Here is a 15,152-nt window from a genome sequence, read left to right on the forward strand (position 1 = left end):
TGAAGTTGATCTTTAACGATGTGTTACGTTTTGATGGATTGAATGACTCAGATTCACGAAATCTGACGTTTGTTTACAAGTTTTCCTGGAATACAAAAGCGATTTCCTGTTTTTAAAAATTGACGCGATAAGGCGAATCTCTGTCATCAGAAAAATTGACATTTATTTTGAGTCTTTGTCTGGTAGGCAGATGGAATGTTCGCTTTTTCAAAAGCGTTGCAAATCGCTAACTCCTAGCATTCGCGGGCGTTTGGCATTGAGCACCCCGGAGTAGAGGGTTCAGAACTTTGCCAAGGTCAGGAATCAAGGAGAAGTTCATGGAAGCCGTATACAAATCTGGTGGAAAAGTCGTGCCCGCTCAGCAAGGTCTGGTCTTGGACAAGCCTTCTGCGCTTATTCTCAAAGTTGCTCCGGAACAGATCGCCAAGTCAGTGCGTGTTGGTAATGATCTGGTGTTGACGCTGGTCAATGGAGAGCAAATCCATGTGAACGGATTTTTCACGCCATATGCAGAGGACGGGCGCAATGATCTGGTCCTTGAAGATCAGCAAGGGGTGCTTTGGTGGGGGCAATATGGCAAGGCCTGGGAAGGCTTCGAGTTCACCGAGATCGAATCGAATGAGCCTGTTGCACCCTGGCTGCCCTGGCTTTTAGGGTTGGCTCTTGGTGGTCTGGCTGCGTCGAGCGGCGGCGGCAAGAGCGTCAATCACTCTCCCGAATATGCCGATCCCAATGAGGGTTTGCGTCAAGGGGAGCCAGATCATGTGTCTGGGCAGGAATTCAGCAATGGCGGCTACAAGGTCTCGGTGCGTGAGGATCAGCCGTTCAATGGCAAGGTGACTGGCAAGGATGCGGACGGCGATAGGCTGACCTATGAGCTGGGCGATCCGCCTGCTCACGGCACGGTGACCGTCGACAAGAGCACCGGCAAGTACACCTACACGCCCAACAAGGACTGGAGCGGCTCGGACAGCTTCACCATCGAACTCGATGACGGCAAGGGCGGCAAGACCACGACTACGGTGACCGTCAACGTCACGCCCGAGCAGGATGCGTTCGACGATGCTGCCAGCACCGGCTTCGAGAAGTCCGTCACCATCGATGTGCTGGGCAACGACCTGTTTGAAGGGCAGAACCAGCACATCACCCACGTCAACGGCACGGCCATCGCCGAAGGCGGCACCGTGGCCGTGGCCGACGGCAGCGTCAAGCTGGTGGGCGGCAAGCTGGTGTTCACACCAGCGGACGGCTTCAACGGCGATGCCAGCTTCAGCTACACGGCGCAGACCGATGGCGGCACGCCCGAGCAGGCCAACGTCACCGTGACCGTGGCGGCCAACCAGCTGCCCGAACCCACCGATCCTAATGAAGGGCTCAACCCCGGCGATCCTGACTATGTCCCTGGCCAGAGCTTCACGCCTGGCGGCGGCTACACCGTCACCGTGGGCGAGGACACACCGTTCAACGGCAAGATCACGGGCGAGGACAAGGACGGTGACCCGCTGACCTATGACTTGGGCATTCCGCCCGCTCACGGAACGGTGGCCGTGACGCCGGACGGCAAGTACACCTACACCCCGAATAAGGACTGGAGCGGCCCGGGTACGGACAGTTTCGAAGTGATCGTGGATGACGGCAAGGGTGGCAAGACCACGACTACGGTGACGGTCAACGTCACGCCCGAGCAGGATGCGTTCGACGATGCTGCCAGCACCGGCTTTGAGAAGTCTGTCACCATTGACGTGCTGGGCAACGACCTGTTTGAAGGACAGAACCAGCACATCACCCACGTCAACGGCACCGCCATCGCCGAAGGCGGCACCGTGGCCGTGGCCGACGGCAGCGTCAAGCTGGTGGGCGGCCAACTGGTGTTCACGCCAGCGGACGGCTTCAGCGGCGATGCCAGCTTCAGCTACACGGCGCAGACCGATGGCGGCACGCCCGAGACGGCTGATGTCACCGTGACCGTGGCGGCCAATCAGCTGCCCGAACCCACCGATTCCAACGAAGGGCTCAGCCCCGGCGATCCTGGCTATGTCCCTGGGCAGAGCTTCACACCAGGCCCCGGTGGTGGCTACACCGTCACGGTGGGTGAGGACCAGCCCTTCAATGGCAAGATCACGGGCGAGGACAAGGACGGTGACCCGCTGACCTATGACTTGGGCACTCCGCCCGCTCACGGAACGGTGGTCGTGACGCCGGACGGCAAGTACACCTACATCCCGAACAAGGACTGGAGCGGCCCGGGTACGGACAGCTTCGAAGTGATCGTGGATGACGGCAAGGGCGGCAAGATCACGACCACGGTGACGGTCAACGTCACGCCCGAGCAGGATGCGTTCGACGATGCTGCCACGACCGGCTTCGAGAAGTCCGTCACCATCGATGTACTGGGTAACGACGCGTTCGAAGGCAGCAACGTCAAGATCACCGAAGTCAACGGCACGGCCATCGCCGAAGGCGGCACCGTGGTCGTGGCCGACGGCAGCGTCAAGCTGGTGGGCGGCCAACTGGTGTTCACGCCAGCGGACGGCTTCAGCGGCGATGCCAGCTTCAGCTACACGGCGCAGACCGATGGCGGCACGCCCGAGACGGCGCAGGTAACGGTCACGGTGGCGGCCAACCAGCTGCCCGAACCCACCGATCCCAACGAAGGGCTGAATCCCGGCGACCCTGACTATGTCCCCGGCCAGAACTTCGATCCGGCCACGGGCCAGTACACCGTCACCGGCAACGAAGACCAGGCCAGCATCAACGGCAAGGTCACGGGCACCGACGCCGATGGCAACGCCATCACCTATACCAAGAAGAGCGATCCCGGCCATGGCAGCGTGACGGTGAATCCGGACGGCAGCTACAGTTACACGCCGAACAAGGACTGGAGCGGCTCGGACAGCTTCACCATCGAACTCGATGACGGCAAGGGCGGCAAGACCACGACTACGGTGACCGTCAACGTCACGCCCGAGCAGGATGCGTTCGACGATGCTGCCAGCACCGGCTTCGAGAAGTCCGTCACCATCGATGTGCTGGGCAACGACCTGTTTGAAGGGCAGAACCAGCACATCACCCACGTCAACGGCACGGCCATCGCCGAAGGCGGCACCGTGGCCGTGGCCGACGGCAGCGTCAAGCTGGTGGGCGGCCAACTGGTGTTCACGCCAGCCGACGGCTTCAGCGGCGATGCCAGCTTCAGCTACACGGCGCAGACCGATGGCGGCACGCCCGAGACGGCTGATGTCACCGTGAAGGTGAGCCAGCCGCCGGTGTTTGTCGATCCAGGCGATCCGGGCGAACCGCCCGTGACGAGCTATAGCTTCGAGTACGACGAGAATGGCGCTGCCGGCCAATTGCTGGGCCAGGTGAAGGCTACCGATGCCGACAGCACATCGGTGAGCTACAGCATCGATCCGGACAGCGACCCCAATGGCTGGTATGCGATTGATGCGACGACTGGTGAGATCACGTTGACAGCGGCTGGAGCGGCGTCGCAAGCCAATGACTTCGAGCAAGGCAGCAATAGCCAGACGATCACGGTGGTGGCAACCGATAACGAGGGCGGAAAGACCGAAGTCACTGTCACGCTCAGGGAAAAGGACCTGAACGACGACGCCCCGGTGTTGGTGATTGAGCCCGAAGACAAGGTATTGCATGTTGCGGAGGAGGCGCTGGTCGGAGGCATCAAGGATGACCCGAGCAGCACGGCCACCGCCGCGGGCAAGATCACCTTTACCGATGCGGACAAGACTCCAGACATCAATACCTTCTCGCTGGAGATTGAGGGCCCAGCGGACGGCAGCATCACTTCGGGCGGCTTGGCGGTGACCTGGAGCTGGGATGCCAGCTCCAGCACGCTGACCGGCATGGCCGGTGCCAAGGAGGTCATGACCGTCAAGGTCGGAGCCCTGACCGAGGTTGGCGGCAAGTACGAGGCAAGCTACACGGTCACCCTCAAAGGCCCTGTGGACCATGCGACGGGCAGCGGTGAAAACAAGCTGGATCTGGATTTCAAAGCCATTGTTCACGATGGCAAGCAGGACAGCGAGATCGGGTTCACTGTGGAGGTCAAGGACGATGTGCCGGCGCTCAGCGATGACGCCGAGTTGGCGATCAACCTGGCCAAGCTGCAGACCAATGTGATGATCGTGCTTGACCTGTCGGGCAGCATGAACTTCGTGGGCAGCGGCAGTACACAGCTTCCCAATGATCCGAACAACCGTCTGAATCTGGCCAAGAAGGCGCTTGAAGATCTGATCAAAAAGTACGACGAGTACGGCGATGTGGCGGTCAAGCTGGTGACTTTCAGCACGGGAGGCAATGCCAGGGCCAACTGGATGAGTGCCTCGGATGCTATTTCGGCCATCAAGGCTTTGCAGGCCACTGGCGGCACGAGCTACAAGGCGGCCCTTGATGCGGTGATGGGGAGCAATGGCTTTAGCGACAATGTGGGCAAGCTGACCGGGGAGGGGGTGCAGAACGTCTCCTACTTCATCACCGATGGTGTACCTACGAACGGTCCGGTGACTGCAACTCAGCAGACAGCCTGGGAGGCCTTTGTGACACAGCACCACATCAATTCCGTGGGTGTGGGCTTCGGCGGTATCCAGACGGGCGATGTCCCGAATATCGATCCCATCGCCTACAACGGTGCGGCGGGATCGGAGAACGCAGTGGTTCTGGCCACTTCGGCGGCAGAGCTGAATTCCACGCTGCAGAACCTGATCCAGCTGCCCAGGCAGGAGGGCTCGCTGCGCGGCGAGCTCGACAGCACCGTGGAAGGTTTTGGAGCGGACGGCGGTTTTGTCAATGTGCTGGAGGTCGACGGCGTCACCTATACCTATTTGCCCGGAGAGGCTCTGCAGGTGACGGGCAACCCGGCCTCGGGAACCTATACCTATGACGCAGTCAAGCACATCATCACCATCAAGACAGCCGCAGGTGGCTCGTTGACCGTGGAGTTCGATACGGCCAAGTTCATCTATGAGGGCAAGGCGCTGGCTTCCTACTGGGATCGCTTTGGCTACACCATCCAGGACGGAGATGGCGACCAGGCATCGACCGTCAAGGATGTGAAGGTGGTCTACGACGGTGGCGATCCCGGCCCCAAGCCTGCGTATGCGTCGCCGTTGATGGCCATGAGCCTGGACCTGGAGCATCTCGAGGCCCTGCATACGGATGCGGACGAGCCTGCTGCGACACTGCCTGCGCTGCACGATGTGCTGCAGTCCAAGGACGAGGCTGCAGCTGAGATCGTTGGCCTGGACTCGGCGCAAGCTCCTGCTGCCGCTGTTGCTCCTGCCGCTGTATCACAGGACCTTGCCTTGTATATGCCAGCTCCTTTGCCAGAGGAAGAGCTGCACCAGCCGGTGCATGTTTGATGGCTTATCAAACTTGATAGCTGCCAGCGCATGAAGTACGGAGTTTTTAGCATTAAACATGCTTGAAACGCCGTACTGAATGCGCAACCAGCTATGTAAGCGAGAGCAAACAAGAAAAACAAACAAGCTGCGTCGCAGGCCAGATGCTGCGATGCGGAGCGGTGATCGCGCCATGGTGCCGCGATGCCAAGCTGAGAAATAGCGATAGCGATAGATATGTCGATCAAGTCCAAACTCCCTCTGGTTTTCATGCAGCAGGTTGCCGCAGCGGTCGCGCTGGCTTGTGCAGCGGGGTGGGTCAATGCTGCTGCTGCTGCTGCTGCTGCTGCGGGCCAAGACATGGATATGCGTGCAGCGGTGCAGGCGGCTGTGGCATGGCACCCTGCAGTGCGTACGGCGCAGGGGCAATTGCAGGGAGCGGATGAGGGCGTGGCTTCGGCCCGCGCGGGCTATTACCCGCAGGTCAAGGGCGGGGTGGGTGCACAGGTAAACAATCGCGATGTCTATCCCTATACCTCGCGGCGCGTGTATGACGCCAGCGTTTCGGTATCGCAGATGCTGTATGACTTCGGCAAGGTGGACAGCGCGGTGAAGCAGGCCGAGGCGGGTATCGAGGTTGCTCAGGCGCAGCTGTATCTGTCCACCGACGATGTGGCGCGCGAGGCCGCGCAAGCCTGGGTGGAGCTGCGCCGCCAGCAGGCCATGGTTGCGATTGCGAAAAGTCAGCTGGAGGGTGTGGGTGCGCTGGCGGAGCTGGCGCGGGAGCGTCAGGTCAAAGGTGCCAGCACCCGTTCGGACTTTATGCAGGCACAGTCCCGCATGGATGGTGCACGCGGCCAGCTGATCAATTACGAAGCGCAGGCGCGCCGCTGGCAGGCGCGGCTGATGACTCTGACCGGATTGCAGGCGCCACCCGCCGTGAGTGCAGGAAATAGCGGTATGCCGGATGCCCTGCCCCGGGCCTGCACTGCTGCGCAGGTGGTGCCCACGGCGGCGGTGCGCCGAGCCCAGGGCCAGCGGACGCTGGCCCTGGCCGAGTTGAAGGCCGCTGACGCACAACTGATGCCTACGCTCTCGGTGGATGGCTCAGCCTCGCGTGGGCTTACCGCAGCCTCGCGCCCGACTGGCTACCCGGATCTGGATATGCGGGTGATGTTCAATGTATCGGCGCCGCTGTTCGAGGGAGGGCGTAACCAGGCCCGTCAGCGCGCAGCAGGGTACGCGCTGGAGGCTGCAGACGCGGCGGTGGCCAACGCCGAGCTCCAGGCTCGGCAGTCGCTGCGTGATGCACAGGACCAGAGCCTGGGCTTACGGGAGCGTCAGCCGGTGGTGGACGAGCGTATCTCCAGCATCCGCATCACGCGTGATTTGTACCGTGAGCAATACCTGCAATTGGGCACACGCTCGCTGCTGGATCTGCTCAATGCCGAGCAGGAATACCACGGCGCACGATTCGAGCAGGTGGACAACGCCCATGACCTGCAGAGGCTGGCTGTGGAGTGCTGGTACCAGAGCGGACGGTTGGCGGATGAGTTTTCGCTCGATACCCGGTTCCGGGATGCGAGCCAAGGAGTGATGCGATGAACGGGTCGATGAATCAGGGTCATCGGAGGCCGGCTGGTGCCGGGCTGCATTCGCTACTCATGCAGGGATGGCTGGAAGCGATACTGGCTGTGGCCGCGCATTATCAGATCGACACCTCGCGTGAACGTCTGTGTGTGGATGCGGCCTGGGCGGCTGATGGCGAGCTGTCGGCCGAGGACCTACGTCAATGCATACGTCAGATGGCCAGGCAGGCGGGCTTGACCGTGACCGAGGTGGCTCCAGACCTGCAGCGGCTCACGGCCTGGCGCTTGCCCCTGGTTTTGCAACTGCGCGGTGGGCAGGTGGCTGTCGTCACGGCGCTGGCCGAAGACGGCCTGCGCCTGTTGCTGAGCGGCGACGAGGGTGGTGAGAGCACGTACACGCCAGCCGAGTTGCAGTCCGAGGTGGAGGTGATGGCGGTGCTGCGTCCGCTGCAGTCTGCCCCCGATTCGCGCGTGGACGGCTACCTGCGCCCGGTGGAGAGTCATTGGTTGAGCGACATCGTGTTTGCCGACCTGAGACCCTACGGCCACATTCTGCTGGCCTCGTTCATCACCAATCTGATGGCCCTGGGCGGCATTCTGTTCTCCATGCAGGTTTATGACCGCGTGGTTCCGTCCCAGTCCGAGCCTACACTGTACGTGCTGTTCGGCGGAGTCTTGCTGTCCATCGCATTTGCCTGGGCCATGCGCTCGGCGCGAATGCACATTACCGACATGCTGGGCAAGCGGGCAGACCTGCGCATTTCGGATCGCGTCTTCGGTCATGCGCTGCGCGTGAAGAACAGCGCCCGCCCACGTGCCACGGGCACTTTCGTGGCTCAGATCCGAGAACTGGAGCCGGTGCGCGAGATGCTGACCTCCACCACGGCCGCTGCGGTGGCCGATCTGCCTTTCTTTCTGCTGTTCTGCTTCATCTTCTGGATGATCGCAGGCGCATTGGTCTGGGTGCCATTGGCAGCTTTTGTCCTGCTGCTGGCGCCCAGTCTGTTGGCGCAAAAGCGCCTGCGCAACCTGGCCCAGGCCAGCATGCGCGAATCGGCGCTGCGCAACGCGATGCTGGTGGAGACCGTGCAGGGCATTGAGGACATCAAGCTGCTGCAGGCCGAGCCGCGCTTTCAGAATCAGTGGAACCACTTCAACGCTGTGAACGCCGAGGCAGGTCTGAAGCTGCGAGCGCTTCTGCATGGTCTGAGCAACTGGATGCAGACGGTGCAGGGCAGCGCTTTCGCTTTTGTGGTGTTCTTTGGCGCACCTCAGGTGATGCGCGGCGAGATGAGCACCGGCGTGCTGGTCGCATCCTCCATCCTGGTCAGTCGCATGCTGGCTCCCTTGTCCAGCGTGACCGGCGTGCTCAACCGCTGGCAGCAGGCCAAGATGGCCAGTGACGGGCTGGATCAACTCATGCGCCTGCCGGTGGATCACGCCGAGGACGGCAGCCGCATCCACCGCCCCGTCATTGAGGGGCGCTACGATTTCAGCGAAGCCGTGTTCAGCTATGACGGCAAGACCCCCGCGCTTCAGGTCAAGCAACTGCAGATTGCGGCCGGTGAGCGCATCGCCATCCTGGGGCGCAACGGTGCGGGCAAGTCGACGCTGCTGCAGGCTCTGTCGGGGCTGATTGAGCCGATGGCCGGACGGGTGCTGCTGGACAGCGTGGCTTTGGCTCACATTGACCCGGCCGACCTGCGCCGTGACGTGAGCTTGCTGACCCAGAATGCGCGTCTGTTCTATGGTTCCTTGCGTGAGAACCTGCTGCTGGGCGCGCCCCATGCCAGCGATGGGGAGCTGATGACCGCGTTGCTGGATGCGGGCGCCTGGTCCTTTGTACAGACCTTGCCCACCGGCCTGGATCACATGGTGATGGAGGGGGGCTTGGGCCTATCGGGAGGGCAGCGCCAGAGCCTGTTGCTGGCGCGCCTGCTGTTGCGTCAGCCGCGGGTGCTATTGCTGGATGAACCTACGGCGGCGCTGGATGATGTGGCCGAGCGCGATGTGATCGCGCGGTTGCGCAAGCTTGCGCCGGGGCGCACCCTGGTTGTGGCAACGCACAGGCCCGCTGTGCTGCAGGTGGTGGACAAGATCATCGTGGTGGATAAAGGCCAGGTGGTGCTGCAGGGCGCGCGCGATGAAGTTCTCAAGCGCCTGAATGGCGCAGCCCAGCCGGCAACCTCGCAGCAGAGTGTTCGCGTCTTGCAGAGCGCACGCATGAAGGTGGCCGTGCAGCCGCAGACAAGGCTGTCCTCTGTGGAGGAGGGGCAGGAATGACACAGACCAGCAAATCCGTCGGGGCATTCCCGACAGCCACCGAAGCTGCGCCAGCGCGCAGGTCATCACCCGAGCTTTCGGGAGCTCCTGCGCGTCTGCGGGGAGCCATGCCGGCCATAGGCGACTTTGACGAGGTGCGCGCAAGCCGCTCGGACCGTGTGGTGTGGTGGGTCACCGCTTTCGTGCTGGCCTTTCTGGCCTGGGCCTGGTTCTTCGAGATCGACGAGGTGTCCAACGGCGGCGGCAAGGTGATTCCATCTTCGCGCGAGCAGCGCATCCAGTCTCTGGAGGGCGGCATTCTGGCCGAGCTTCTGGTGCGAGAGGGAGACATCGTGGAAAAGGGACAGGTGCTGGCCAAGCTGGAGCCTACACGCGGCGAATCCAGCGTGGAGGAAACGGCGGCCCGCTACCGAGCCGCCCTGGCTGCCAGCGTACGCCTGCGTGCCGAGGTCGAGGGCCGCGACAGCCTGCAGTTTCCGCAGGAGCTGCAGGCCCATGAGCAGCTCAAAGCGTCGGAGAGCGCACTGTTCCGTTCGCGCCGAGCGGCGCTGAACGACACCGTGGCAGGCCTGAGTCAGGCACTGGCGTTGGTTCGCAAGGAGCTGGGCATCACCCAGTCGCTGCAGGCCAGCGGTGCGGCCAGCAGCGTCGAGCTCATCCGCTTGCAGCGGCAGGGAGCGGAGCTGGAGCTGAAGATTGCCGAGGCGCGCTCCGGCTATATGGTGCGCAGCCGCGAGGAGTTGGCCAAGGCGGATGCAGAGGCGAAGTCTCTGTCCTCGGTGGTGCGCGGGCGCGCGGATTCGCTGGAGCGTCTGACACTGCAGTCGCCCGTGCGGGGCGTGGTCAAGAGTCTGCAGATCACGACCATTGGTGGCGTGGTACCTCCCAACGGTCTGCTGATGGCGTTGGTGCCCCTGGATGACCAGTTGCTGGTGGAGGCTCATATCTCGCCGCGCGATATCGCCTTCATTCGTCCCGGGCAGGAGGCGCTGGTCAAGGTCACCGCATACGACTACGCGGTCTATGGCGGCCTCAAAGGGCAGGTGGTGACGATTGCACCGGACACCCAGCGTGACGAGGTCAAGCCCGAAATCGTCTATTACCCGGTCCTGGTGCGCACCGACTCGGACGTTCTGGTGAACAAGGCCGGCCAGCGCATGCCGATTGTGCCGGGCATGGTGGCCGCTACCGATATCCGCACGGGCCGCAAAACCGTCTGGGACTATTTGACCAAGCCGCTGAACAAGGCGCGCGAGGCCTTGCGCGAGCGCTGAAGCCCCGCAATGCGGGTTTCTATTTTGATGAAAGAGGATGCCATGAGCATGATTGAATCTACCTTCCGCCTTTCCACTCTGGTGCTGGCAGCAGCTTGCATCGCCTTGCCTGCAGCGGCGCGTGGCAATCCGGAGGATGCTGTCAGCAATCCCGACAAGCTGCAGTATTCCGACGTCAAGGTGGGTTACGCAGACATGAAGACGGACTTTGCCCGCGATGGCGTGCTGGCTGAGCAGTTGGGCGGCATCCGCTCTATTCAGCCCGGAATGGCTCAGGAGAAGGTGCTGCAGACGCTGGGAGAGCCCTTGGCGCGAACCGCTGGATCCAGGGGGCAGGAGTGGGACTACAACTTCAAGCTGCGTCAACCGCAATCCGGCAACTTGCTGGTGTGCCAGTACAAGGTTGTGTTCGACGAGGTCAATGAGGTGCGCGAGTCTGTCTGGCGTCGCCGGCAGTGCCAGCAACTGGCGCAGCGCTGAGGCGCTGCTGGAGCTTATCCATCTCGGCTGGCACTTGCGCAAGGGCTGTTCGACAGGTGGGCATATGCCCAGGCATTCGATCCGCACAGCGCTCCATCGGGCCAGGCCTGCAGGAGTGGAGTGCCTTGTTGCTTTGAAGACGTCATGAGCGATAGGCGCATGACCGTTGGCAACGTTTGCACGTGAATCGCGTTTTGCTGGTTGCCAAGCATCAGCCGGCGCAGCGTTGTTTCAGTCCTGTGAGGATTGGCTGAACTGGCTCGGCACGCTGCAGAAGGCCGGGAGTCATGGTTCTGGCAACCCACAGAAGCAGGATGAAGTCAGGGTCGCCATTTCCCATCCGCTGCATTGGAAAAGCCGTTTCGCTGCACATGGCGGACCAGAAAATCAAGAAATATCCGGGTCTTGAGAGGCAGGTGCGTGCGGTGCGGGTAATAGGCGTAAAAGCCCGGGAAGCTGGCCCAATAGGGCTTCAGCACCTCAACCAGCTGGCCGGCATGGAAGGCGCCGCTCATGGAGTCGCGCCAGCCGGTAATCAGACCGACGCCATCAAGGGCCGCGCGCATGGCCGTCTCGCCATGGTTGACGGTCAGCGGTCCGCTCACGGCGCGTTCGCACAGTTTGCCGTCGATATTGAATTCCCATTTGTAGACGGCTCCGCTGCTGCTCATGCGGTAGTTGATGCATTGATGATGCTCCAACTCATCAGGGTGTTGCGGAACGCCATGTGCCTGGAGGTAGGCAGGAGATGCGCCAAAGCTCATGGTCAGGTCCTGAGTGAGCGGCATGGCCACCATATCGCCCTCCAGCGATTCGCCATTGCGTATGCCGATGTCGAAGCCTTCGCGCACGATGTCCACAAAGCCATCGTCATAGACCAGCTCGACATGAATGTGTGGATGGTGTGCAAAGAATTCTGCGAGCATGGGCTCGACCAGCACCTTGCCGGCGGGGTGGGAGATGGTAAGGCGCAAGGTGCCGCCTTCTACGCCGGCCTGGAGTTGAAGATCCTCGGTCGCCTCGCGCAAGCTGGCGAGAGCCGGTGAGATGCGCTCCAGATAGATTCTTCCTGCCTCCGTCAGATTGACGCTACGCGTTGTCCGATCGAACAAGCGCACATCCAGACGGGTTTCCAGCTTTTTGATGGTTTGGGACAGTGCGGCGGGCGTGACTCCCATGGCATGGGCTGCATAGGTCAGGCTGCGATGCTGGGCCACCTGCTCAAAGGCTGCCAGATAGGCAAGTATTTCGGGCTTCATGCCGTCTATTTTTAAGTAAAGCTTAATAACATAGATAGATTGCTTGGCTTTTTCTTTTGCATTGACTGACGCACACTGCCTCTGCTTCGCGTGACTCCTCCAAGCTCGCGCTGTAGTGTCCGTGTTGAAAAGCAAGAAAGAAAGCACCCCATGCCCGTCAAATTCACTCTCAACGGCAAGCCCGTATCGGCCGATGTGGATCCTTCAACGCCCATCCTCTGGACCTTGCGGGACACGCTGGGCATGACCGGGACCAAGTTTGGTTGCGGCATGGCTATGTGCGGCGCTTGCACCGTACATCTGAATGGCCAGGCCATACGATCGTGCATCACGCCCGTCTCGGCGGCGCAGGGGCAGAAGATCACCACCATCGAAGCGCAGGCCGCAGACAAGGTGGGCAAGGCTGTCGAGGATGCATGGGTGCGCCACGACGTGGCTCAATGCGGCTATTGCCAAAGTGGGCAGATCATGAGTGCCACCGCGTTGCTCAACAGCAATCGCCGACCCAGCGATGCTGATATCGATGCTGCCATGGCGGGCAATATCTGCCGCTGCGGAACCTATGCACGCATCCGTGCAGCCATCCACGATGCGGCCAAAGACCTGTCGGCCTGAAGAAGAAGGATTACATCCCATGCCTATTCCTCAGCATTTTTTTGCAGATCTGCCCAAAGGTCTGCGTGAGCTCGCAGCTGACACGCTGGATGCCGGCTCGAAGCTCGAGCGACGCGAGTTTCTCAAGTTGGCGACGGCCTCTGGTTTTGCGTTGGGCATATTCCCCGCCGCTGCACCGGCCCAGACGAGGAGCGACGATCAGGTCGCAGTCAGCGCGCTCAAGCCCATCCAGCAGCCCTCGGCTTTCGTGAAGATCGGTCGTGATGGTGTGGTGACGATTACGATCAACCGCCTGGAATTTGGCCAGGGAGTGCAAACCGGCCTGCCCATGGTGCTGGCTGAAGAGCTGGACGCCGATTGGTCCAAGGTGCAGGGCGTGCACGGCAATGCCGATCCCGCCTATGTGGACCCCGTCATGGGAATGCACTTGACGGGCGGCTCCACCGCCATCAAGAACTCCTATGTCCAGTACCGGGAGCTGGGTGCGCGCACCCGCGCCATGCTGCTGGCCACGGCTGCCAGGCGTTGGGGCGTGGACCCACAGTCCTTGCGCACGCAGGAAGGGCAGGTGATCGGTCCCAAGGGCAAAAAACTGGGCTACGGCGAGCTGGCCGATGAAGCCATGAAGATGCCGGTCCCGCAGCAGGTGGTGCTCAAGGACGCCAAGGACTTTCGCATCATCGGCCGGGCCACGGGACGGCTCGATGCACGCGCCAAGTCCAGCGGCAGGCAGTCCTACGGCATTGACATGCATCTGCCTGGAATGCTGACTGCGGTGGTGGCGCATCCACCGGTGTATGGCAGCAAGATCCAGTCGGTGGACGATGCGGCCGCCAAGGCCATCAAGGGCGTGCGCGCGGTACTGCGTGTGCCCAGCGTGTGGGGCGGCGAGCTGGTCGCGGTGCTGGCCGATGGCTATTGGCCTGCCAAGCAAGGACGTGATGCCTTGAAAGTCCAGTGGGACAGCAGCGCTGTAGGCAAAGTCGATTCGGTGCAGCAACTGGCTCAGTATCGTGAACTTGCCAAGCGGCCGGGCGCGCCGAAGTTTGATGCCGATGTTTCGGCGCTGGGCGGCGCGGCGCACAAAATCAGCGCCGAATATGTGTTTCCCTATCTGGCCCACACTCCGATGGAGCCGCTGAATTGCACGGTACGTGTGACCGGAGCCGGAAAGGACGCCAGGGCCGAGCTTTGGCTGGGTACGCAGGCTCCGGGTTGGGAAGTGGCAACTGCAGCGCGCGTGCTCGGCGTGGCACCGCAGAATGTCCGCGTCAATGTGCAGATGGCGGGCGGTGGCTTCGGTCGCCGTGCTAATCCGCGCAGCGACTATGTGGCCGAAGCCTGCGAGATTGCCAAGGCCGCCAGAGCCTCGGGTATCGACGCCCCTGTGCGCATGATCTGGAGCCGCGAGGACGATGTCAAGGGAGGCTATTACAGGCCCATGCATGTGCATCGCGCCGAGATAGGTTTTGACGAGAAGGGGCGGGTGCTTGCCTGGGACCATGTGATTGTGGGCCAGTCGCTTGCCAAGGGCACGGCGTTTGAAGGCTTCATGCTCAAGAACGGCGTGGATACCACCACGGTTGAAGGCATGAAGGAGCCCTATGACCTGCCGATGCGGCTGTCGGTACATCATCCCGAGCTCAATGCGCCGGTGCTCTGGTGGCGTAGCGTGGGAGCTACCCACACAGCCTATGTGATGGAGACCCTGATTGACGAGATTGCCCGGGCGGTCAAACAAGATCCTGTCGCGTATAGGCTAGAGCAGTTTGGCGACCGCCATCCGCGCCACAAGGCTGCGCTGCAGCTGGCGGTGGAAAAATCTGGCTACGGAAAGCGGCAGCTGGCCGAGGGCAGGGCCTGGGGCGTGGCCGTGCATCAGTCTTTCGACTCGGTGGTCGCCTATGTGGTGGAGGCATCCGTGACTGAGGGCGTTCCCAAGCTGCATGCAGTCACCGCAGGCGTGCACTGCAATCTGGCGGTCAACCCTCGCAGCGTGGAGGCTCAGGTGCAAGGCGGAGCCTTGATGGGCCTTGGCATGTGCTTGCCTGGTGCTGCGATCACATTCAAGGATGGTCAGGTGGAGCAGGGCAACTTCAATGATTACACCGTGGCCCGCTTGACGGACATGCCTGCAATCACTGTGCATATCGTGCCCAGTGCCGACGCCCCCACCGGCATGGGTGAACCAGGTGTGCCGCCGCTGGCGCCGGCCTTTGCCAATGCTATTGCCAAGCTGAGCGGCCATACACCGCGCGAGCTTCCATTTCCTAAGGCCTAGGAGCGTCAAGGCAA

8 protein-coding genes are annotated in these 15,152 nt (G+C 61.8%); 7 read left to right on the plus strand and 1 reads right to left on the minus strand.

Annotated elements, in window-relative coordinates:
• Positions 1-317 precede the first annotated feature (317 nt).
• From ACLBXN_RS04585 to bamE, 5 genes are all read left to right on the plus strand, one after another.
• Positions 318-5,378 (plus strand): Ig-like domain-containing protein, encoded by a 5,061-nt coding sequence (locus ACLBXN_RS04585; protein WP_447611311.1) that lies wholly within the window; start codon positions 318-320, stop codon positions 5,376-5,378.
• 216 nt (positions 5,379-5,594) lie between these two features.
• Positions 5,595-6,962, plus strand: a complete 1,368-nt coding sequence (locus ACLBXN_RS04590) for a TolC family outer membrane protein (protein WP_447611312.1) — start codon at positions 5,595-5,597, stop codon at positions 6,960-6,962.
• Positions 6,959-9,229 carry a type I secretion system permease/ATPase gene (locus tag ACLBXN_RS04595; RefSeq protein ID WP_447611313.1) on the plus strand — a complete coding sequence of 757 codons (2,271 nt, stop codon included), beginning with the start codon at positions 6,959-6,961 and terminating at the stop codon, positions 9,227-9,229. The genes ACLBXN_RS04590 and ACLBXN_RS04595 overlap by 4 nt, the downstream gene beginning before the upstream one ends.
• A complete protein-coding gene (locus ACLBXN_RS04600) occupies positions 9,226-10,503 on the plus strand; it encodes an HlyD family efflux transporter periplasmic adaptor subunit (RefSeq protein WP_447611314.1) in 1,278 nt (425 codons plus the stop codon). Before ACLBXN_RS04595 ends, ACLBXN_RS04600 begins: the two co-directional genes overlap by 4 nt.
• A gap of 42 nt (positions 10,504-10,545) precedes the next feature.
• Complete coding sequence (bamE, locus tag ACLBXN_RS04605) at positions 10,546-10,983, plus strand: outer membrane protein assembly factor BamE domain-containing protein (RefSeq protein ID WP_447611315.1); 438 nt, start codon at positions 10,546-10,548, stop codon at positions 10,981-10,983.
• A gap of 320 nt (positions 10,984-11,303) precedes the next feature.
• Here bamE and ACLBXN_RS04610 read toward each other — a convergent pair whose 3' ends face one another.
• Positions 11,304-12,242: a LysR family transcriptional regulator gene (locus ACLBXN_RS04610; protein WP_407715685.1), complete on the minus strand. Its 939-nt coding sequence runs from the start codon at positions 12,240-12,242 to the stop codon at positions 11,304-11,306.
• Positions 12,243-12,392: 150 nt separating this feature from the next.
• On the opposite strand from ACLBXN_RS04610, the gene ACLBXN_RS04615 reads away from it, so the two are divergent.
• Positions 12,393-12,857, plus strand: coding sequence for a (2Fe-2S)-binding protein (locus ACLBXN_RS04615; RefSeq protein ID WP_447611316.1), 465 nt, complete (start codon positions 12,393-12,395; stop codon positions 12,855-12,857).
• Positions 12,858-12,876: 19 nt separating this feature from the next.
• Positions 12,877-15,138, plus strand: a complete 2,262-nt coding sequence (locus ACLBXN_RS04620) for a molybdopterin cofactor-binding domain-containing protein (RefSeq protein WP_447611317.1) — start codon at positions 12,877-12,879, stop codon at positions 15,136-15,138.
• Positions 15,139-15,152: the final 14 nt, after the last annotated feature.

The organism is Comamonas sp. C24C (assembly GCF_053345995.1).

Bases quoted from the DNA above. Each gene is read 5' to 3' on its own strand.
- ACLBXN_RS04585 (WP_447611311.1), top strand. From the start codon at position 318: ATGGAAGCCGTATACAAATCTGGTGGAAAAGTCGTGCCCGCTCAGCAA.
- ACLBXN_RS04590 (WP_447611312.1), top strand. From the start codon at position 5,595: ATGTCGATCAAGTCCAAACTCCCTCTGGTTTTCATGCAGCAGGTTGCC.
- ACLBXN_RS04595 (WP_447611313.1), top strand. From the start codon at position 6,959: ATGAACGGGTCGATGAATCAGGGTCATCGGAGGCCGGCTGGTGCCGGG.
- ACLBXN_RS04600 (WP_447611314.1), top strand. From the start codon at position 9,226: ATGACACAGACCAGCAAATCCGTCGGGGCATTCCCGACAGCCACCGAA.
- bamE (WP_447611315.1), top strand. From the start codon at position 10,546: ATGAGCATGATTGAATCTACCTTCCGCCTTTCCACTCTGGTGCTGGCA.
- ACLBXN_RS04610 (WP_407715685.1), bottom strand. From the start codon at position 12,242: ATGAAGCCCGAAATACTTGCCTATCTGGCAGCCTTTGAGCAGGTGGCC.
- ACLBXN_RS04615 (WP_447611316.1), top strand. From the start codon at position 12,393: ATGCCCGTCAAATTCACTCTCAACGGCAAGCCCGTATCGGCCGATGTG.
- ACLBXN_RS04620 (WP_447611317.1), top strand. From the start codon at position 12,877: ATGCCTATTCCTCAGCATTTTTTTGCAGATCTGCCCAAAGGTCTGCGT.